The sequence below is a fragment of the Pseudoalteromonas sp. UBA6610 genome, from assembly GCF_002433295.1.
In the GTDB taxonomy this organism is placed as follows: Bacteria; Pseudomonadota; Gammaproteobacteria; order Enterobacterales; family Alteromonadaceae; genus Pseudoalteromonas; species Pseudoalteromonas atlantica.
The window spans coordinates 25,715-45,481 of sequence record NZ_DJHW01000081.1 but is presented as its reverse complement, the minus strand read 5'-3'; the positions used below and the strand labels follow the sequence as shown (position 1 = coordinate 45,481).

The window sequence follows — 19,767 nt, the reverse complement described above, 5'->3', positions numbered from 1 at the left end:
ACATAAGTAAGCAGCGGATTAACAGTTTTTAAAAGGTGTAGAAACATGCAAGTTATTCTACTAGATAAGATCGCTAACCTAGGTGGCCTAGGTGACCAGGTTGTTGTTAAATCTGGCTTCGCACGTAACTTCCTTTTCCCGCAAGGTAAGGCAGTTCCTGCAACTAAAGCAAACATTGAAACGTTTGATGCTCGTCGCGCAGACTTAGAAGCGAAAATCGCTGAACAGTTAACTGCAGCACAAGCACGCGCTGATAAACTAGAAGCATTAGCAGAAGTTACTTTAGTATCTAAAGCTGGTGACGAAGGTAAGCTATTCGGTTCAATCGGTACTCGTGACATCGCTGACGCTATCTCAGCTGTTGGTGTTGAAGTTGCTAAATCAGAAGTTCGTTTACCTCACGGTACTATCCGTGAAACTGGCGAATTCGACGTTGCAATCGCAGTACACTCAGACGTAACAGCTACTATTAAAGTAATCGTTATTGCTGAAGCTTAATTTTTAATTAAGCCCAAAAAGCCGTGCTTTTAGCACGGCTTTTTTGTATCTAAAATTCCTCTTTAATACCCATCTAATACCTCTTTATAAAATTATTTAACTATTTTTATTATTAGTTTAAACCTTTCTTGTCTGTCTTTGCGTCTTAGTAATCAATACACTCATTAATACACGTTTTTAAATAAAAATAATTAAAAGGCGACATCACGGATGTTACACACAAAACCCGAGCACACGCCCCTATGCGACCTTGCACTCATTGAGCGTGTTAAAGCGGGGGATCAAAATGCTTATAAAGCATTATATGAGCTGCATATAAAGCGTGTTTACGGTTTATGTTTGCGCTTACTGGCCGATGAAGCGCACGCTGAAGATGCCGCCCAAGAGGTATTTGTGCAAGTTTGGCATAAAATAGCGCAGTTTGACGGGCGCTCACAATTTTCTACTTGGCTATATAGCGTAGCAAGCAACATTGCGATTAGTTATGTACGCAAGCACAAAAGCTGGTTAAACAAAGTTGTGAGCATAGAGCAAAGCGGTATGGATGAGCAAAGCGCGCAAAGTTGTAAGGGATTAAACGGGTTAGATAAATTAATTGTTCGCCTACCAGAGCGCGCCCGCATGGTGTTTGTTTTATATGCTATTGAAGGCTACCGCCACGAAGAAATAGCCCAGCAATTGGGAATGGCAGTGGGGTCGAGTAAGTCGCAATATCATCGTGCAAGGCAGTTATTACAAGAGTGGTACGAGTATGAGTAAACAAAATTTTGATGACTACTTAAACGAGTCTTTAAACAATTTAAATAAAGACATAGCGCCCAATAAAGTACTTTGGCAGGGCATTGAGCACGCCATAGTTACAGCTAAGCCGCCTGCTGTTAAAGCGCCATTATGGCCTAAATTGAGCGCTATTGCTGCGTGCAGTGCAGCGGCGTTATTAGCAATAAATATATTTATGAGCAATAACGAGCCAAGCCAAGTGGCTGCTATGAGCGATTATTTTAAAGCGCAAAAGCAAAGTTTATTAGTGCAGTACAAAAACCAGGATGCACTTACCAATAACTGGCAAGCACAGTTACAAGAACTAGAAGAAGCAGAGCAAGCAATTAAACAGGCACTTGAAAACGAGCCACAAAATCAGGCATTACTGACTATGTTGGCGCAAGTTTACCAGCAACAACTCGACTTAATTAACAAGGTGCATGCACCGCGTTGGCAGCAAATATAGGGGAATAACATGAAAGCAATTTTACTTGGGCTAAGCCTACTACCACTGAGCGTTTTAGCGGGCGAAAAAATAGATAAGCAAATAGAGGTGCCAAGCGGCGGCACTATTTTTATTGAAAACCAACGCGGCGATGTAAACATAACCGGCTGGGATAAAAACGAATTTAAAGTCTCCGGCGAGCTTGATGACAAGGCCGAAGGATTTGAGCTTAAAACGAGAGGTGATAAAACCGAATTTATAGTAAAAATGCCACGCAATTTGGGATGGGGTAACAATGGAGATGGCTCTAACTTAACAGTATTTATGCCAAAAAGCAGTCGCTTAGAATTTGCTGGCGTAAATGTGTCAGTGACTGCAAAAACACTCAAAAAAGGCGCTGAGGTTGATGTTGTTAATGGTGAAATTACGGTAGATGACATTAGCGGCACTGTTAAATTAAGCACCGTTAATGGCGATGTAAACGCACAGAACTTAAGCGGCAATATTCAATTTGAAACCGTAAACGGCGAAATAAACGATAAGCAATCAAGTGGCGAGCTGCGCTTTAGCGCCGTAAATGGCGATATCAAATCAAGCACAACCGCAAACGACGTACGATTAGAAAACGTAAATGGCGATATCGATTTTACATTATCGAGCATAAAAAGCTTACGTATTAATACTGTAAACGGCGAAGCTGAAATACACATCAGTGAGTTGCTAAAAGGGGCTGATGTTCGCTATGAGTCGGTAAGTGGCGATGCTGATTTTTACTTCCCGCAAAGTGTATCGGCTCAGTTTGAGATTAAAGCTCATGCTAATGGTAAAATTATTAATAAAGTTACCAGCGATAAAGTTACTAAAGCTAAATATGGCCCTTCTAGTGATTTAGAGTTTAGTGCCAATGGTGGCAGCGCAAGTGTTGAAATGGATACTATAAGCGGGCGCATTGAGCTTCGAACTAAATAACGCTAATTAGCGTTAATGATTACAAAAAGCAGGAAAAGATTTCCTGCTTTGCTATTTGCACAGCCCCGCCAAGTCGATAGAATAGAGCCATTCAATTTTAGTACTGTGAAGTTATGGCCAAACCAGATAAGCAAGTCGATACCCTTAAAGTTCCTCCCCATTCAATAGAAGCTGAACAATCTGTTTTAGGTGGCTTAATGCTTGATAACCAAGCTTTTGACCGCGTAGCAGAGCTGGTTGTTGCGCAGGACTTTTATACCCGCACCCATAAGCTTATTTTTGAAGCCATGACCGCGCTTGCTGAAGTGGGCGATCCGATAGATTTAATCACAATTTCAGAAAGTCTTGAAAAAAATAACCAACTAGCAGGCATTGGTGGTTTTGCTTACTTAGCTGAAATAGCTAAAAACACCCCAAGTGCTGCGAATATCGATGCATACGCCAATATTGTGCGTGAGCGCGCGGTAGTACGCGAAATGATTGGCGTAGCTAATGAAATAGCCGAAGCTGGTTTTAACCCAGAAGGGCGTACCAGCCACGACTTATTAGACTTTGCCGAGAGTAAAGTATTTAAAATTGCTGAGCAACGTACAAAAAGTACCGAAGGCCCGCAAAGCATTCATAACATTCTTGAAAAAACCGTCGATAAAATCGAAGAGCTATACCAGTCGCCGCAAGACGGTGTAACCGGTGTAAGCACTGGGTATGCTGATTTAGATAAAATGACAGCAGGTATGCAGCCTTCTGATTTAATTATTGTTGCAGCACGTCCTTCAATGGGTAAAACCACCTTTGCGATGAACCTTGCTGAGCACGCCGCAATGACGCAAGACAAGCCTGTGCTTATTTACTCATTAGAGATGCCCTCTGAACAAATTATGATGAGGATGTTGGCATCACTTGGTCGTATTAACCAAACTAAGGTACGTACTGGCCAGCTAGATGATGACGATTGGGCACGCCTTTCATCAACTATGGGGCTGTTGATGGAAAAAGGCAAAATGTATGTTGATGATGCATCGGGGCTTACACCTACCGATGTGCGTTCACGTGCAAGACGTATAGCGCGCGACCACGGTGGTATTAGTATGATCATGGTCGATTACCTTCAGTTAATGCGCGTACCTAGTTTATCAGATAATCGTACTTTAGAGATTGCCGAAATATCGCGTTCATTAAAAGCGCTCGCTAAAGAGTTACAGTGCCCGGTTATTGCGCTTTCGCAGCTAAACCGTACGCTAGAGCAACGTGCCGATAAACGCCCAATTAACTCAGATTTACGTGAGTCGGGTTCGATAGAGCAAGATGCCGATTTAATCATGTTTATATACCGTGATGAGGTATACAACGAAGACAGTACAGAAAAAGGCATCGCCGAAATTATCATAGGTAAACAGCGTAACGGCCCAATTGGTAAAGTGCGCTTAACCTTCCAAGGGCAATTTTCTCGCTTTGATAATTACGCGGGGCCAGCAGTTGATGATGAATACTAATGCGCCTAGCCACTGCCGAAATTAACCTAACCGCCCTTGCGCATAACTTATCGCAGGTAAAACGTTTTGCGCCAAATAGCAAAATAATGGCGGTATTAAAAGCCAATGCGTATGGGCATGGTTTAGTAAAAATTGCCCAGCACTTAAATAGTGCTGATGCTTTTGCTGTTGCCCGAATTGATGAAGCCCTCGCACTGCGCGCCGGTGGTTTAACAAAGCCAATAGTACTGCTTGAGGGATTTTTTAATAAAGCCGACTTACCTATTTTATTGGCTAATAATTTTCAAACTATTGTGCACGACGAAAACCAGCTTGCAGCAATAGAAAATGCCACCTTAGATGCGCCAATTACTTGCTGGCTAAAAATAAACACCGGCATGCACCGATTAGGCATAGCACCGGAGCAGTTTGACGCATTTTATAGTCGCTTGCAGCGCACACCCAATGCTAAAAGCACCATTAATTTGATGACCCATTTTTCGTGTGCCGATGATACGCACAATACTAAAACGGCGCAGCAAATTAGCTTATTTGATACGCTTGTAAAGGGCATAGACCAAGCGCATTGTTTATCAAACTCGGCCGGTATTATAGCTTGGCCAGCAGGACATGGTGATTGGATACGCCCAGGACTTATGCTTTATGGGGTGTCGCCAATGGCAAACTGCACAGGGCAAGAACACAATTTAAAACCGGTCATGCGTTTAACCACAAAGGTGATTGCAGTGCGTGATGTTGCCGCACACGAGCGTGTAGGGTACGGAGGCCGTTGGCAAAGTGATAAACCAACCCAATTAGCCGTAGTGGCTATGGGTTATGGCGATGGCTATCCGCGTCATGCCAAAGAAGGCACACCGGTTATGATTGCAGGGCAGCGTTACGGTATTGTAGGCAGTGTGTCTATGGATATGATAAGCATTGATATAGGCGAAAACGAGCACAATGTTAAAGTAGGCGACAGCGTTACAATGTGGGGGCCGGAGCTTCCGGTTGAAGAAATAGCCCACTGCGCCGATACTATCCCTTACGAATTACTGTGTAATATTACACCGCGCGTAAGTTACGAGTACCAGCGATAGTTAATAAGTGATATTTATTCTTTAATAAAGTAAATATCACTAAAGCCCATACGGGCAAATTCTTGGTCACGAAAGTTACGTACAGCCGAAGAGCCTTTTGAGGTCATTTCTATTTGGCGTACCATGTTTAAGTAGTTAGTTAAATCAATACCTTCGGCAGCGGCAATAGCTTGATACATGTCGTGGTATTTGTCTTTTGCGAAGTTAATTTCGCGCGGTTGGTTTTTAAATGTATAGGTTATTCTGCGTGCCATAATAAGCTCAGCTAATTGAGTGTGAGTGTAATTTTACACTGTATTGAACTGGCATTGAACGATTTGTTGAAATCAAATAATTAAAAGTAGAGTTTAAAATGAAATTATCAGTAGAGATCAGTAAATACCCACTTCATCAAGATTACATCCCGTTTATTAAGGGCTTTATTGACCGTTTGAACGAATACGACAACTTAAAAGTGATCACCAATACGCTTTCTACACAAGTTTTTGGCGATTACGATTTAGTAATGCAAGTGCTAAACACTGAAATTAAACGCTCGTACGAAGAGTTTGGTAAGGCTATTTTTGTTTGTAAGTTTTTATCTGGCGATTTATCTCCAGAGTAATCGCCTTTATTTAACGTGTATTAAAAACGGTAACCGCACACATGGATTTTTTAACACAAACCTTAAGTGGTTTTACAGCAATGTCGCATTGGGAATATATTGCGGTAGGGTTGTCTATTGCTTATTTATTACTGGCAATAAAAGAAAGCCTATGGTGCTGGCCTGCCGCTTTTTTTAGCACGCTTATTTACACCATAATGTACTGGAATGGCGCGCTGCTTATGGAGTCGCTACTCAATTTTTATTACATGTACATGGCTGTATTTGGCTGGATGGTATGGCGCAAAGGCAAAGCAGATAATATTAGTATTACCTCATGGTCTACACAACGCCACGCCATTCTTATAGGCGCTACGAGCTTAGCGGCCATTATTATTGGCTATGTAATGCAAAACTACACCCACGCCGATTTTGCCTACCTAGACAGCTTTACAACCTGTTTTGCGGTGGTAACCACGTATTTAGTTGCTAAAAAAGTACTCGAAAACTGGCTGTATTGGATTGTTATTGATGCGGCCTCTATGTATTTGTATTACGAAAAAGGCTATTACCCAACGCTCGCGCTATTTATTTTTTACACTATTATGGCCGCGTGGGGATTTAAAACCTGGTACGAAGAGTACGAGCAAAGCCAAGCTAAGCCATTAGCGCAATTATAACGCATGCACCGTAATCCAAATATTGCCGCGTTATGTAGTGAGTTTGTGGCACCTGAGCACGTGCTACAAACCACTAAATTAGTGAATGGTTTAAGTAACGACAATTACCTAATAAAAACTGCACAGCAAAACTACTTATTAAAATGCTACAAATCGCATTGGCCTAAAATAGGGCTACAAGCCCAAACTGCACTTAGCCAACATAACGTTTGCCCTAAACCCATTTGGCTCGATAAGGCTAACAGGCGAGCTGCATTTCGCTATATTTGTGGTGATATCGCTACTAATAATTACAGTATTGACCTAGTTGAAAAGTTGGCACGCGTTCATAGTTACCCTCTAGCTACACAGCCAATGGACATTGCAAAAGAGCTTGTGTATTACGCTAATAGCAACATATATCAACAGCACAGCCGCTTAATTGAAGATACGCTAAGCGCCATTAGTGATATGCCCTACAGCAGTGGCTTTTGTCATAACGATTTAGTTAAAGATAACCTAATAGTAAATTCAAGAGGCATGTATTTAATTGACTTTGAATATGCGCAAACAAACGACGTGTATTTTGATTTAGCGGCACTTGCGGTTAGCTTAGAGCTAAATGGGCACGCAGAGCACACTTTGCTTGAGCAATATAGCGCCCAGCAAGCAATACCCAGTGAGTTTTATTGCGCTTATGACAAGCTACGTTACTTTAAAGTGGTGTTTTTGGTGTTGTGTATAGGGTGGTATGAGCAGCGCGACATAAATAATAAGGCAAGCACATTACGCGCGCAGCTAAATAAGTTATTAAACGAGATAAAAGATTAAAGCCCGCCAAAACGCGCGGCAAGCTCTTTGTACTTTGCTACTTCGTCAGCATCAAATTGGGGCTCACCGTTTTCATCTTCAGACTTGGCAATAAGCAAGCTCTCACGAGCAAGGCGTTTTACCCGCTCGGCTTTTACACCTAAAAACTCAGCCACTTGCTCAGTCGACATTAAACTCATAATTACATCCTCTATATAATCCGTAAGCATTCAGAACATGTTGCCAAACGGTTACTATTTTTTTATCGAATACCAATAAATAGCTTGTTTTTGGCAAGTTGTGAAGTGTTTTATCAAAAACAGTTTGATTTATAGGCATATAACTCAATGATGCTGGTATTTATTTAAAGATCTCTTTATTATTGCCAATGCTAAAGCATTGATATCGCGAGTTAGTGTTTTAGCAACAAATGTGCTCTTGTGGTGAAATGGATATCACGTGGCCCTCCGGAGGCTAAGTTCTAGGTTCGATTCCTAGCAAGAGCGCCATTTGCTTTTTATTGTTTTCCTGTTTACGTCTACCTTCATTTTAGTAGTCCTTTATAGTTATATGGTATTGCCCTCAACTCAAAAAGTAGACTTTTAGGGTTAAACAATGCTATTTAGTAGGCATATTTAATTGTAGAAAACGCTTCTGCCATGCTCATCGCGTTACCCATTTCAGAGCTCACCCCAGGTATGTTTGTTGACAGTGTTACCAAACAGCATGAAGGGCTCAACAGTATAAAAATAAAAACCAGTGGCTTAGTGCGAAACCAGGCAATTATAAAACGCTTAGTAACCGAAGGCGTTTTAGAGCTGCTTATCGACTTTACCAAAGGCGATGCCGCCATACCCGATAAGTACAAACCTAAGAGTGCGCCCTCACAAAAGAGCACCACTTCAAGCAGTAAAACAAAACCACCCGTTGTAAAACCTGCGATTACCCTTGAGCAAGAATTTGCCAAAGCCAGCATCAACTTTGAGCAGCATAATCGCAAGCTGCAAGCTTTGTATGGCGATGTAACCACAGGGTTGTCGGTTAATTTAAAGGTGATTGATGAAATGGCTAACGATATAGTCAGCTCGGTATTTAGAAATACCAGCGCAATGACCATTTTAACCCGCATAAAAGACAAACATAGCTACAATTGGCGCCACATGATTAACTGCGCTATTTTTACCGCCGTATTTGCTAAATATTTAGGATATAAAGAAGAAGCCGTGCAGCAGCTTGCTATGGGCGCGTTACTTCACGATTTAGGCCAAGCTAAACTCCCCCAGGGGATTATTTCTAGGCCAAGTAAACTCACTAGCAGCGAAATGGATATTATTAAACGCCATGTGGCTCAAGGTTTAGGTCTGGTTAAAGGTGAAAAAGGCATTACCCCCCTTATACTCGACATGATAGTTAACCACCATGAGCGATTAGATGGCTCAGGCTATCCGCGTGGTATAACAGCTGAAAAGCTTAGTCGCCCAGCGCGCATAATGGCGATTGTTGATGTGTACGATGCGTTAACAGCCGATAGACCCCATCAAGAAGGGGATGAACCCATTAATGCGCTGCGTTATTTGTTGGCTAACAAAGAGCTATTTGATGCAGAGCTAGTACAGCACTTTATTAAATGTTTAGGTGTGCACCCAGTAGGCACTATTGTTAAATTAACCAATGAGCGATTAGCTCTCGTGCTCGAGGGCAATAAATCAAATCCCATCAAGCCTAAAGTTAAGCTATTTTATAATGCTAAACACGGGCACCACGTCACCCCTAAAGACTTAGACTTAAATGAGCCTGATCAAAGTATTAAAATAGTGTCGAGTATCAAGCCACTCGACTATCAAATTAATTTGGCTCGTTTGTTAAAAGAGCACTTGTTGAATTAGCTTTTTTACAGCGCTTAAGTTTTTCGCGTTTAGCAGAAATATAAGCGCCTAAAAAACAACTCGCCATTAACGTTAGCCATAATAATGTTCCTTGCTGTACATGCAGTGCAATACAGCAAAAAGCTAACGACACTAATGCATTTAGCATGGCCCCTAACCAGTAATGGTTTACGGGGTTATCGCATTGGCCGGCTTGTGTGCAGGCACAATAGTTTGCTTTATAAAAACAAAACACACTGGCGCCACAAAAAATGAGCCCTGCAATAATAAGTAAAATGATCACCTATTTGCTTCCTTTGTGATTTTGTAATGAGTTTAAAATGCAGGGAATTACAAGTCAATCTAAATGATAATTAATTACAATTAGAGTATAAGCTCTAATAACACATTTCTGCTCCGATGAGTTTTAAATAGTTGTTAAAATGTAGTTAAAAAACGTGTTTTTTGGTGTTTTTTGTCGCTTTGTTACAGTTTTTTATAAAAAATTAAGGTAGTGTAGCCAAGTTTAAAATCCTAATAACAACACATAGATACCCAAACGCTTGTTTGGTTAAGGACACAACAATGAAATTTTCTAAAACTCTTATTGCAGCTTCGCTTGCATTTGTTTCGGCTGATAGTTTTGCAGCCGCGTTTCAATTAGCAGAGCAAAACGCGTCAGGTTTAGGCCGTGCATACGCAGGTGAAGCATCTATCGCAGATGATGCGTCTGTTGTTGCTCGCAACCCTGCATTAATGACTTTATTTAAAGATAAGCAACTTAGTGTTGCTGCTATTGGTGTAATTCCAGATGTGAGCTTAGAAGGAACCGGTAACGGATATGGTTTCGATAATAGCGTATTAAATGATGACAGTATCGCTCCTAGTGCGATTATTCCGGCTGCTTATTTCACTATGCCTGTAAACGATAAAGTATCGGTTGGTTTTGGCGCGTTTTCTAACTTTGGCCTTGCGACCGAATTTGATGATGACTATGCTGCTGGTCAAATTGCTGGTGAAACAGAAATTGTCACAGTGAACATGAATGCAAGTGTTGCTTATAAAGTATCAGAGCAGTTTAGTTTTGGTATTGGTCTAAATGCAGTGTATGCAGAGGCTAAAATTATTCGTAAGTTCGGTGAAGTACCACCAGTAAACCCTGCGATTGCGTCTATTCCTGCAAGTGCCGATGCTGTTAACCTTGAAGGCGATGATATGGGTTATGGCTTAAACATTGGCTTAATGTATCAGTTAGATGAAAACAGCCGTTTTGGTTTTAACTACCGTAGCGAAACAGACATCACGTTTGAAGGTGAATACTCTAATGAGCTACCTACATTCATTGATGGTGGGTTGGACGGACAAATTGAGCTACCAGGCTCAGTTGAGATTACATTACCTGCAATTGCTGAATTTTCTGGTTCTCACCAGCTAGATGAAAAACTAGGCTTACACTACAGTGTACTATGGACCGGTTGGAGCAGCTTTGATTCGTTAGAGGCGCAAGTAACGAGTCCAACGGGTGATAAGTTTAGCGCATTTGAAAAAACGGAAGATTTTTCTGACGCACTTCGCTACTCGATAGGTGCTGATTACCAATATAGCGAAAACCTGTTATTGCGTGCTGGTTTTGCCTTTGATGAGTCGCCTGTATCACAGAAGCATCTATCAATTTCTATCCCTGATACAGACCGTTTTTGGTTCTCTTTTGGTGGTAATTACGCGATTGATAAAAACTCGAATGTTGATTTAGGTGTGAGCGTATTACGTGGTAAAACACAAACTTTCACTGAAACAGTAGAAAGTGACACTTTACCTCAGCAATGGTCTTTTGAATCTAAAGGCCACGCTGTACTTGTTGGCGCTCAGTACAACTACAAGTTCTAATGTAGCTGTGCCTTGTGGTTAATCGCAGGGCACAAAAAAGCCGCTCACTTTAACAGTGAGCGGCTTTTTTAATGCCTGCTAAATTGCTTTAGCAGGCAACTAAAATTATAAGCTTTCTATTTTAGTTTTTTGCTCAAGTAGCTTGGTTTTAGCATCAGTGAATTCAGCAAGCTTCGCGTTCTCTTTTGCAAGTACGGCTTCTGGTGCGTTATTTACAAACTTTTCGTTAGCCAGCTTGTTTTGCACTTGGGCTAGGCCTTTTTCTGCTTTTTCGAGTTGCTTGTTAATACGTGCAAGCTCTGCTTCAACGTCAATTAAGCCCGCCATAGGGATCATAATTTCAAGGTTGCCAACATAGGATGTTGCACACGCTGGTGCATCGTCTTTGTTTTCAAGCAGGGTGAACGATTCAAGTTTAGCAAGCGAGGCAATAAATGACTCGTTCTCGTTAATACGGCGCACATCATCGCTCGATGCGTTAGCTAGCAACACGTTAAGTGGCTTACTTGGGCTGATGTCCATCTCACCACGAATAACACGAATTGCTAAAATAAACTGTTTAACCCACTCTAAGTCGTCCATAGCTTGGGCATCAACGTTTGCTTCATTATAAACAGGGAAGCCCTGTATCATGATGCTGGTGCCTTTAGTTTCAAGCCCTGCCAGTGGTGCAACGCGCTGCCAAATAGTTTCGGTAATGTATGGCATCATTGGGTGCATTAAGCGCAGTAGGCTTTCTAGTACCGTAATGAGTGTATTACGTGTACCACGTTGCTGTGCTTCATTGCCTTTAAATAATACCGGCTTAGTCAGCTCTAAGTACCAATCACAGAACTGGTTCCAAGTGAATTCGTAAAGTGTATTAGCCGCTAAATCAAATCGGTAGTTATCAAGGTGCTCAGTGTAGGTTTTAACCGTTGCTTCAAATTGACCTAATATCCAACGATCTGCTAATGAGAACTCTTTTTGTGCATCGTTGAAGCCACAATCTTGCTCTTCTGTGTTCATTAATACGTAACGGCTTGCGTTCCATAGTTTATTACAGAAGTTACGGTAACCTTCTAGGCGGTTCATATCCCAGTTGATATCACGACCAGTTGATGCCATTGCTGCAAGGGTAAAGCGAAGCGCATCGGTACCGTGTGCTTCAATACCATTTGCAAATACTTTGCGCGTGTCTTTTTCAATTTTAGCGGCAAGTTTAGGCTGCATCATGTTGCCAGTACGCTTTTGTACTAAATCTTCAAGCTCGATGCCGTTAATCATATCTAGTGGGTCAAGTACGTTACCTTTTGACTTAGACATTTTATCGCCGTTGTCATCACGTATTAGGCCAGTAACATACACTGTTTTAAACGGCACTTGTGGCTTACCATTTTCATCTTTTATAAAGTGCAGCGTCATCATGATCATACGCGCAACCCAGAAGAAAATAATATCAAAACCCGTTACTAACACGTCAGACGGGTGGAAGGTTTTTAAATCATCCGTGTTCTCTGGCCAACCTTGCGTTGAGAACGTCCACAGCGCAGATGAGAACCAGGTATCAAGTACGTCTTCGTCTTGGCTTAGCGCAACATCATCGGCAATGTTGTTGTCGCGGCGTACTTCAGCTTCATCGCGGCCAACGTAAACGTTGCCTTCGCTGTCGTACCAAGCTGGAATACGGTGACCCCACCAAAGCTGGCGTGAAATACACCAATCTTGTACGTCGTTCATCCACGAGAAGTACATGTTCTCGTACTGTTTAGGCACAAACTGAATGTCGCCATTTTTAACGGCATCTTTTGCAGGTTCTGCAAGTGGCGCAACACGTACATACCATTGGTCGGTAAGGAGTGGCTCAATGACCACACCAGAGCGGTCGCCGTAAGGTACAGTTAACGCATGGTCTTCGATTTTTTCAAGTAAACCAAGTTCTTCAAATTCTGCGATAATCGCTTTACGTGCAGCAAAACGGTCTAGGCCGTGTAAGCGCTCAGGAATTGGCGCATCAAACTCAAGTTCTTTACCGTCAAAGGTGTATGTTTCACCTTGGCTTAGAATAGCAGCGTTTTTATCGAAAATATTGATCATTGGCATTTTATGACGCTTGCCAACTTCGTTATCGTTAAAGTCGTGTGCTGGGGTGATTTTTACACAACCCGTGCCTTTGTCTTTATCAGCGTGTTCATCTGCAACAATTGTGATACGACGATTTACGATAGGCAGTAAAATCTCTTTACCAATTAAATCTGTGTAGCGTTCGTCATCTGGGTTTACTGCAACACCTGAGTCACCTAGCATGGTTTCTGGACGTGTTGTTGCTACGACAATGTAGTCTTTGCCGTCTTGTGTTTTAACGCCATCAGCAAGTGGGTAGCGCAAATTCCACATGTGGCCTTGTTTGTCTTTGTTTTCAACTTCAAGGTCTGAAATAGCTGTGTGTAATTTTGGATCCCAGTTTACTAGGCGCTTACCGCGGTAAATTAGGTTTTCTTTGTGAAGACGTACAAAGACTTCTTTAACCGCTTCAGATAAGCCATCGTCCATCGTAAAGCGTTCACGGTCCCAATCAACCGATGCGCCAAGACGGCGAAGCTGTTTAGTGATAGTACCGCCAGATTCGTTTTTCCATTCCCAAATTTTATTAATAAAATCTTCGCGGCCTAAATCGTGACGTGTTTTACCTTCTTCAGCGTGTAGTTTACGTTCAACCAACATTTGCGTTGCAATACCCGCGTGGTCAGTACCTACTTGCCATAATGTGTTGTTACCTTGCATACGCTTAAAACGCGTAAGGGTATCCATTATTGTATCTTGGAAGGCGTGGCCCATGTGCAAGCTACCGGTGACATTTGGCGGCGGGATCATGATCGAATACGGTACGCCTTGGCCAGATGGCTTAAAGTAGCCTTTTTGTTCCCAGTCTTGGTATAGCGACTGTTCAATATCTTGCGGATTGTAGGTTTTATCCATTACACAGAACCTTAAATAAGTACTTAAATTAGTTGGTTAGCTTTATCCTAAACGGCTAGCTATTAATCTCTTGCGTGCTGATATTGGCACCAAGTTGGCGCAGCTTTTTAAAGCGCTCACGAGCGGCTTGTTTAGCTACAGACTCTACTGGTACAAAATCAAAAACTTGGCTAAAACGCCTAATAAAATCAGGTAGGTTAGTAGCTAAGTTAATTAAAACGTTACGTTTGCCAACAGGAGGCGTGGTGCCTATTTCTACTGGTGCGCCGGCTTTAGGGCCTTCGCCTTGCAGGTTATGCGGCACAAAACTGTCGGGATCAAATGCCCAAATGGTTTCGTCAATGGCATAGGCGGTATGTTCGTTATCTACAAAAATAAATACACGATGCCCTAATCGATACTGCTCTGCGGCAATTTGAGCTGCTAAAGCAAAATGATCATCAGCCTGCGCTTTAGATTCATCTTGTTGCTTTAGAACGAAAAATTGAGCATTCATGTTCATTGTATCGGGGTTTCCCATGACATTGAATGTGCACATAGTTGATACACATAAATTAAGAGGCAGATTTTGCCATATAACGGGGTTTGCTTCAATTAATACACAGATAATTACAGCAATAAAAAAGGCGCCAAATGGCGCCTTAATACAAGTTAAATAACCTAAACTCTGGTTAAATTTATTTGCCCTATGGCAAATAAATTTAACGCTGTTAGCGCTAAAAATACCTGCTGAGTGGCTTTTCTAAATAAGGCTCAGGTTAATTAGGTTATTAATCGTGCGTAGCTTCGCTTACACCCGCTCGGTTTAATAAATACTGAGTAAGCATAGGAACAGGGCGACCCGTTGCGCCTTTTTTAGCGCCACTGCGCCACGCGGTACCGGCTACGTCTAAGTGAGCCCAGTTATACTTTTTAGTAAACTTAGATAAGAAACACGCTGCGGTAATAGTACCAGCAGAGCGCCCACCTAAGTTTGTAAAATCGGCAAATGGGCTATCGAGTTGATCTTGATAGTCATCCCACAGTGGTAACTGCCATGCACGGTCGCCACTTTGCTCAGACGCTTTTAATAAATCATGCGCAAGTGGGTTGTGGTTTGACAGTAAACCTGTTGCGTGTGCACCAAGGGCAACAATACATGCGCCTGTTAGTGTTGCTACGTCAATTACTGTATCTGGGTCAAAACGCTCAACGTAAGTTAACGCATCACATAATACTAATCGGCCTTCGGCATCAGTATTAAGCACTTCAACGGTTTGCCCCGACATTGTTGTTAAAATATCGCCAGGGCGATACGCATTAGAGCTTGGCATGTTTTCACAGCCGGCTAAAACGCCAATTACATTAATAGGTAGCTGCATTTGTGCCAGTGCGCGCATAGCGCCAATTACACCGGCTGCGCCGCCCATGTCGTATTTCATTTCATCCATGGCTTCGCCTGGCTTAATTGAAATACCGCCTGAGTCAAACGTTAAGCCTTTACCTACTAGCACAATAGGCGCTTGCTCATCGCTTGCACCTTTGTAGTTAATAACCGACATAACCGATTCGTTATCACTGCCGCGACCAACTGCTAAGTACGAGTTCATACCTAGTTCGGCCATCTTTTCTTCGCCAATAATATCAACGGTGATGTTGTCAAAATTGCTAGCCAGCTCTTGCGCTTGTTCGCCTAAATAAGCAGGGTTACAAATATTAGGTGGCATGTTGGCTACGTCTTTACATAGCTTACTACCTGCGGCAATGGCTAAACCATGCTCAATAGCGCTTTCACCAATGGTCAGCTCGCGACGCGTTGGTACGTTAAACACAATTTTACGAAGTGGACGACGAGGGTCTACTTTTTTGCTTTTTAGCTGGTTAAATGTGTATAGGCAATCTTGTGTTGTTTCTACCGCTTGGCGAACTTTCCAGTAGGTATCACGGCCTTTAACGTGTTGCTCTGTTAAAAAGCACACCGCTTCCATTGAGCCGGTTTCGTTTAAGGTATTAATTGTTTTAGAAATTATTTGCTTATATTGCTTATCATCAAGCTCGCGCTCTTTACCACAGCCAACAAGCAATACGCGCTCGCTTAAAACGTTAGGTACATGATGCAATAATAAAACTTGCCCCGGCTTACCTTCTAGGTCGCCACGGCGTAGTAAATTTGAGATATAACCATCGCTGATTTTATCGAGTTGTTCACCAATGGGGGATAACCTACGTGGTTCGTAAACGCCAACGACAATACACGCGCTGCGTTGTTTTTCTGGGCTACCACTTTTTACGTTAAATTCCATTGTTACTCCTGGTTGTGAGTCATATACGTTATTAATTGGGGCTAAAAAAATAAAATCTAGTCTTCGCTACGTAACTTATGTAGGGATAATCTTAATTTTAGCTGATTTTTTCTGACTCTTACTGTGTAATTGAACTTTATATGTTTAAGGGCTACTAATGCAACAATATATCGTGCACTTAGGTAGGATAATTAATTTTGTTAGCTTATAATAACGACTTATTTACCAGATAAAACTGGGTAAAATAGCTACTTTATTATCAAATTATCACTATTGTAGTGAAATTCTATGTTTAACAGGGGCGAGCATTGCTTATTTTTCGTTATTTGACCGCTGAGGTTTTAAAATCGCAGGTCGCCGTATTTTTAACTTTAATGACCATTTTTGTGTCACAAAAGTTTGTGGTTATTTTAGGAGATGCCTCTGAAGGGAGCATTCCTGCCAAATTAGTATTATCGATGATTGCGCTTAAACTGCCGCAATTAGCTTCGCTGATCCTGCCATTGAGTATATTTTTGGGCATTATTTTAGCCTACAGCCGTATTTACGCCGACAGCGAAATGACCGTTCTTAAAGCTTGTGGGGTGAGCGAATGGTATGTGGTACGCGTTACTTTAATTTCGAGTGTGGGTTTGGCTATATTAGCAGCCTCTCTTACCATGTACCTTGCGCCGTGGGCGAGTGAGCAAGAGTACCAATTAAAAGAGCAAGCCAAAGCCGATGCGGGTTTATCTGCGTTAAGGGCTGGGCGGTTTCAACAAACCGGTAATGAAAAAGCCGTGGTGTTTATTCATAACATTGAAAACGGCGGTAAAGAGCTTAACAAAGTATTTGTAGCGCAACTGCCGGATACCGAAAAAGATGACCTTGCACGTTTAGTGTATGCCGAACAAGGTGTGGTGGTAGAGGCAATAAACGGTGAGCAACAATTAGTGCTAACTGATGGCAAACGCTACGAAACCGATGGCAAAACACCGGCCCTTAATTTAACGCAGTTTGATGGCTACAGCGTACAAATACGCGAGCAAGAAATAGAGCATCAGCGCCGTAAATTAGAAGCAATACCTACTAATCAACTATTGCCACTCAATACCTCTGAATCTATAGCCCAGTGGCAGTGGCGTATTGCAATACCGCTTTCTATTCCGTTACTAACATTAATAGCAGTACCGCTAAGTGTGGTTAATCCGCGCCAAGGTAAGTTTGCTAAATTAGTGCCAGCCATTAGCTTGTACTTAGGTTATTTTATCTTACTCAATGCTGCAAAATTTGCCGTAGAAGATGGCAAAATACCGCCTTCAATTGGTTTGTGGTGGATTCACTTAAGCGCTTTATTTATAGGTAGTTTATTAATTATAAAAGGTCGCCCATTGGGCGCCTGGCTTAAAGCCGTTGTAACAAAACGGGAGTTAAGCGCATGATGAAAACACTCGATTGGTACTTAGGCCGCAGCATTTTACAAACCACCGGATTTGCTTTGTTGGTGCTAGTAGGAATTAGTACATTAATTAAGTTTATTGATCAGCTAAAGTCGGTTGGTCGTGGCAGTTACGATTTAATGACCGCAACGCTTTACACCTTTTACAGTATGCCGGGCGATTTAGTTATATTCTTCCCGATGGCCGCGCTTATTGGTGGCTTAACAGGCTTAGGTGCACTGGCTTCAAACAGTGAGCTGGTGGTAATGCAAGCTGCGGGTATGTCGCGCTTGCAAATTATAGGCTCGGTAATGAAAACCGCCGTGTTTATGGCTGTGTGTATGATGGCTCTTGGTGAGTGGGGCGCACCAGAGGCGCAACAACACGCCAAAGAAATGCGTAATCAGGCAATTTATGGCGGCGATGTATTCAATGCACAAAAAGGCGTATGGGCTAAAGATGGCAACAACTTTATTAATATTGAAGATGTAGATCAAAACGGCCGTTTAAACGGTGTGCACATGTATCAATTTGATAAGTCACTCGATTTAACTCAAATAACCAAAGCTAAAGTGGCCATTGGTCGTGATGAAGGTTGGCTATTACGCGATGTAAACAAGGTTCATATTAGTGATGAGCAAATAAGTAGTGAACACATTGATGAAGAGTTTTACCCTTCGCAATTAACGGGCGAAAAGCTTGGTGTTGTATCGGTAAAGCCTGAGTCGCTTTCCTTTACAGGGCTTTGGTCGTACTTAGGGTATTTACAGCAAAATGAGCAAGATACCAGCACCTATGAGCTGGCCTTGTGGCGTAAGCTAATGCAGCCTGTGTCTGTTGCCGTAATGCTACTGGTTGCACTGTCGTTTATATTTGGCCCGTTACGTACCGTTACTATGGGTGCACGTATCATTATGGGTGTAGTAACGGGAATTGTATTTCACTTAATAAATGAGATATTTGGTCCTGTGGTAATGGTTTATCAAATACCCGCTATTATAGGCGCGGTACTGCCAAGTATACTATTTATAGGCTTTGCTACGTACATGATGAATAAGCGGGTATAGCCGTTATAAGCGCTTATTTAATACTAAAAAGGTGACCTATGGTCACCTTTTTTGTTTTTATAACGCGTTATTCAAAAACTAATAGCAATCAGCTTAATTAAGTGATCAATTTTGAGGCTGGAAAAACGTGTTGATAGCTAGGCAAAAAATCGCTATTTAGTTGCTCTCGGCAGTTGCTCCTGCATTGCTCTACCTTCTGCATCCATGCAGTCGTAAATGAGAATTTTTTAACGCAGGTAGCGACAAGTTAGCCCCGCAAAATAATTAAGTATTATTGCGCATTGGTATAAATGGGTATTAATCTAGCTCGCGGTAAATACGTTTGTTTTCTTCTTTTGTAAGAGTAATTACCTCAGTTTTTGAGACATAGTCTTGCAGCGCTTTTTTGTTTTTAAAATCAATTAATACCACAAGATTACCTAAACCAAGCAGGGCACTTAGGCTGCGAACAATAGACTGCGGCCAACTAATTAAGCTTCCTTCACTAGTTTGTACTTTTAAACGCCATGCGCGCATGCCAATAGTTTGCCCGCTTTTAGTCCAAAAATAGCCAAAAAATACTAAAGTAACAATAACAAGTAAGGCACTTCGAATACTCGACAGCAGCAGTGACTCTTGAATAAGTGCCGATACATCTTCAGCACCATTTAAACTAATAACATCAAGTGAAATAAGCCCTTGTACGGCAAACAAATAGAGCACAACCGTTAACATAGCAAACGCAATAATAGCTAACGTATCATAAACTAACGACGCAAAACGACGCCAAAAACCAGCTCGTGGAAACTCACCCGACATAAATACACTCTCACTGTTAATATGCGCGCTAGTTTAGCAAAAAAGCTCACAAATACTAAGCGCTATAGTTCAGTGATATACCTTAGCGTTATTATTAGCTGTATTTAATACTTCAACCAGTAAACGACATTTTGCACAGGCTGTCTAAATGTTAAGCGGTTGATCAGGCTAATGTCATAAAACGCTTGCTGCCA

20 protein-coding genes and 1 tRNA gene are annotated in these 19,767 nt (G+C 41.9%); 14 read left to right on the top strand and 7 right to left on the bottom strand.

Annotation, left to right across the window (positions count from 1 at the left end):
- The first annotated feature begins 45 nt into the window (after positions 1-45).
- From rplI to alr, 6 genes are all read left to right on the top strand, one after another.
- Positions 46-498, top strand: coding sequence for a 50S ribosomal protein L9 (gene rplI / locus B4F91_RS10965; RefSeq protein WP_004588457.1), 453 nt, complete (start codon positions 46-48; stop codon positions 496-498).
- 210 nt (positions 499-708) lie between these two features.
- The gene (locus tag B4F91_RS10960; RefSeq protein ID WP_004588458.1) at positions 709-1,257 is read left to right on the top strand and encodes an RNA polymerase sigma factor; all 549 of its coding nucleotides are present in this window, start codon (positions 709-711) and stop codon (positions 1,255-1,257) included.
- On the top strand, positions 1,250-1,726 hold the full coding sequence (locus tag B4F91_RS10955) for a hypothetical protein (RefSeq protein ID WP_286937052.1): 477 nt from the start codon (positions 1,250-1,252) through the stop codon (positions 1,724-1,726). Before B4F91_RS10960 ends, B4F91_RS10955 begins: the two co-directional genes overlap by 8 nt.
- A gap of 9 nt (positions 1,727-1,735) precedes the next feature.
- Entirely contained in the window at positions 1,736-2,674 is a 939-nt protein-coding gene (locus B4F91_RS10950) for a DUF4097 family beta strand repeat-containing protein (RefSeq protein ID WP_288635745.1), read from the top strand.
- Between the two features lie 113 nt (positions 2,675-2,787).
- On the top strand, positions 2,788-4,167 hold the full coding sequence (dnaB, locus tag B4F91_RS10945) for a replicative DNA helicase (protein WP_004588461.1): 1,380 nt from the start codon (positions 2,788-2,790) through the stop codon (positions 4,165-4,167).
- A complete protein-coding gene (gene alr / locus B4F91_RS10940; protein ID WP_024031627.1) occupies positions 4,167-5,246 on the top strand; it encodes an alanine racemase in 1,080 nt (359 codons plus the stop codon). Before dnaB ends, alr begins: the two co-directional genes overlap by 1 nt.
- A 14-nt stretch (positions 5,247-5,260) precedes the next feature.
- Here the strand turns inward: alr and B4F91_RS10935 are convergent, their stop codons facing one another.
- On the bottom strand, positions 5,261-5,500 hold the full coding sequence (locus B4F91_RS10935) for a DUF2960 domain-containing protein (RefSeq protein WP_004588463.1): 240 nt from the start codon (positions 5,498-5,500) through the stop codon (positions 5,261-5,263).
- Positions 5,501-5,598: 98 nt separating this feature from the next.
- On the opposite strand from B4F91_RS10935, the gene B4F91_RS10930 reads away from it, so the two are divergent.
- From B4F91_RS10930 to B4F91_RS10920, 3 genes are read left to right on the top strand one after another with little or no spacing between them, the layout of a single operon-like run.
- Entirely contained in the window at positions 5,599-5,850 is a 252-nt protein-coding gene (locus B4F91_RS10930; protein ID WP_286937048.1) for a hypothetical protein, read from the top strand.
- Positions 5,851-5,891: 41 nt separating this feature from the next.
- Entirely contained in the window at positions 5,892-6,509 is a 618-nt protein-coding gene (gene pnuC, locus B4F91_RS10925; RefSeq protein WP_004588465.1) for a nicotinamide riboside transporter PnuC, read from the top strand.
- Positions 6,510-6,512: 3 nt separating this feature from the next.
- Positions 6,513-7,319 (top strand): phosphotransferase, encoded by an 807-nt coding sequence (locus B4F91_RS10920; protein WP_029772470.1) that lies wholly within the window; start codon positions 6,513-6,515, stop codon positions 7,317-7,319.
- Here B4F91_RS10920 and B4F91_RS10915 read toward each other — a convergent pair.
- On the bottom strand, positions 7,316-7,498 hold the full coding sequence (locus B4F91_RS10915; protein WP_024031630.1) for a hypothetical protein: 183 nt from the start codon (positions 7,496-7,498) through the stop codon (positions 7,316-7,318). The two genes, B4F91_RS10920 and B4F91_RS10915, sit on opposite strands and share 4 nt — an antisense overlap.
- 234 nt (positions 7,499-7,732) lie before the next feature.
- Between B4F91_RS10915 and B4F91_RS10910 the strand changes: the two genes are divergently transcribed.
- Both B4F91_RS10910 and B4F91_RS10905 read left to right on the top strand, forming a co-directional pair.
- Positions 7,733-7,807 (top strand) — tRNA-Arg (locus B4F91_RS10910).
- A gap of 150 nt (positions 7,808-7,957) precedes the next feature.
- The gene (locus B4F91_RS10905; RefSeq protein ID WP_286937045.1) at positions 7,958-9,184 is read left to right on the top strand and encodes an HD-GYP domain-containing protein; all 1,227 of its coding nucleotides are present in this window, start codon (positions 7,958-7,960) and stop codon (positions 9,182-9,184) included.
- Here the strand turns inward: B4F91_RS10905 and B4F91_RS10900 are convergent.
- Positions 9,144-9,467 (bottom strand): hypothetical protein, encoded by a 324-nt coding sequence (locus tag B4F91_RS10900; RefSeq protein WP_029772472.1) that lies wholly within the window; start codon positions 9,465-9,467, stop codon positions 9,144-9,146. The genes B4F91_RS10905 and B4F91_RS10900 overlap by 41 nt on opposite strands.
- A gap of 281 nt (positions 9,468-9,748) precedes the next feature.
- Here B4F91_RS10900 and B4F91_RS10895 point away from each other — a divergent pair, with 281 nt between their 5' ends.
- On the top strand, positions 9,749-11,050 hold the full coding sequence (locus B4F91_RS10895; protein ID WP_273611735.1) for an outer membrane protein transport protein: 1,302 nt from the start codon (positions 9,749-9,751) through the stop codon (positions 11,048-11,050).
- A 105-nt stretch (positions 11,051-11,155) separates the two neighbouring features.
- On the opposite strand, the gene B4F91_RS10890 is transcribed toward B4F91_RS10895, so the two are convergent.
- The 3 genes from B4F91_RS10890 to pepA form a co-directional block, all read right to left on the bottom strand.
- A complete protein-coding gene (locus B4F91_RS10890; RefSeq protein WP_286937042.1) occupies positions 11,156-14,008 on the bottom strand; it encodes a valine--tRNA ligase in 2,853 nt (950 codons plus the stop codon).
- A 55-nt stretch (positions 14,009-14,063) separates the two neighbouring features.
- On the bottom strand, positions 14,064-14,510 hold the full coding sequence (locus B4F91_RS10885; protein WP_004588472.1) for a DNA polymerase III subunit chi: 447 nt from the start codon (positions 14,508-14,510) through the stop codon (positions 14,064-14,066).
- Positions 14,511-14,778: 268 nt separating this feature from the next.
- On the bottom strand, positions 14,779-16,290 hold the full coding sequence (pepA, locus tag B4F91_RS10880; protein ID WP_029772475.1) for a leucyl aminopeptidase: 1,512 nt from the start codon (positions 16,288-16,290) through the stop codon (positions 14,779-14,781).
- A gap of 308 nt (positions 16,291-16,598) precedes the next feature.
- Here pepA and lptF point away from each other — a divergent pair, with 308 nt between their 5' ends.
- Positions 16,599-17,711, top strand: a complete 1,113-nt coding sequence (gene lptF / locus B4F91_RS10875; RefSeq protein ID WP_024031637.1) for an LPS export ABC transporter permease LptF — start codon at positions 16,599-16,601, stop codon at positions 17,709-17,711.
- Positions 17,708-18,775 (top strand): LPS export ABC transporter permease LptG, encoded by a 1,068-nt coding sequence (gene lptG, locus B4F91_RS10870; protein ID WP_031289389.1) that lies wholly within the window; start codon positions 17,708-17,710, stop codon positions 18,773-18,775. The genes lptF and lptG overlap by 4 nt, the downstream gene beginning before the upstream one ends.
- 297 nt (positions 18,776-19,072) lie before the next feature.
- Here lptG and B4F91_RS10865 read toward each other — a convergent pair whose 3' ends face one another.
- The gene (locus B4F91_RS10865) at positions 19,073-19,573 is read right to left on the bottom strand and encodes an RDD family protein (protein ID WP_029771767.1); all 501 of its coding nucleotides are present in this window, start codon (positions 19,571-19,573) and stop codon (positions 19,073-19,075) included.
- Between the last annotated feature and the right edge of the window lie 194 nt (positions 19,574-19,767).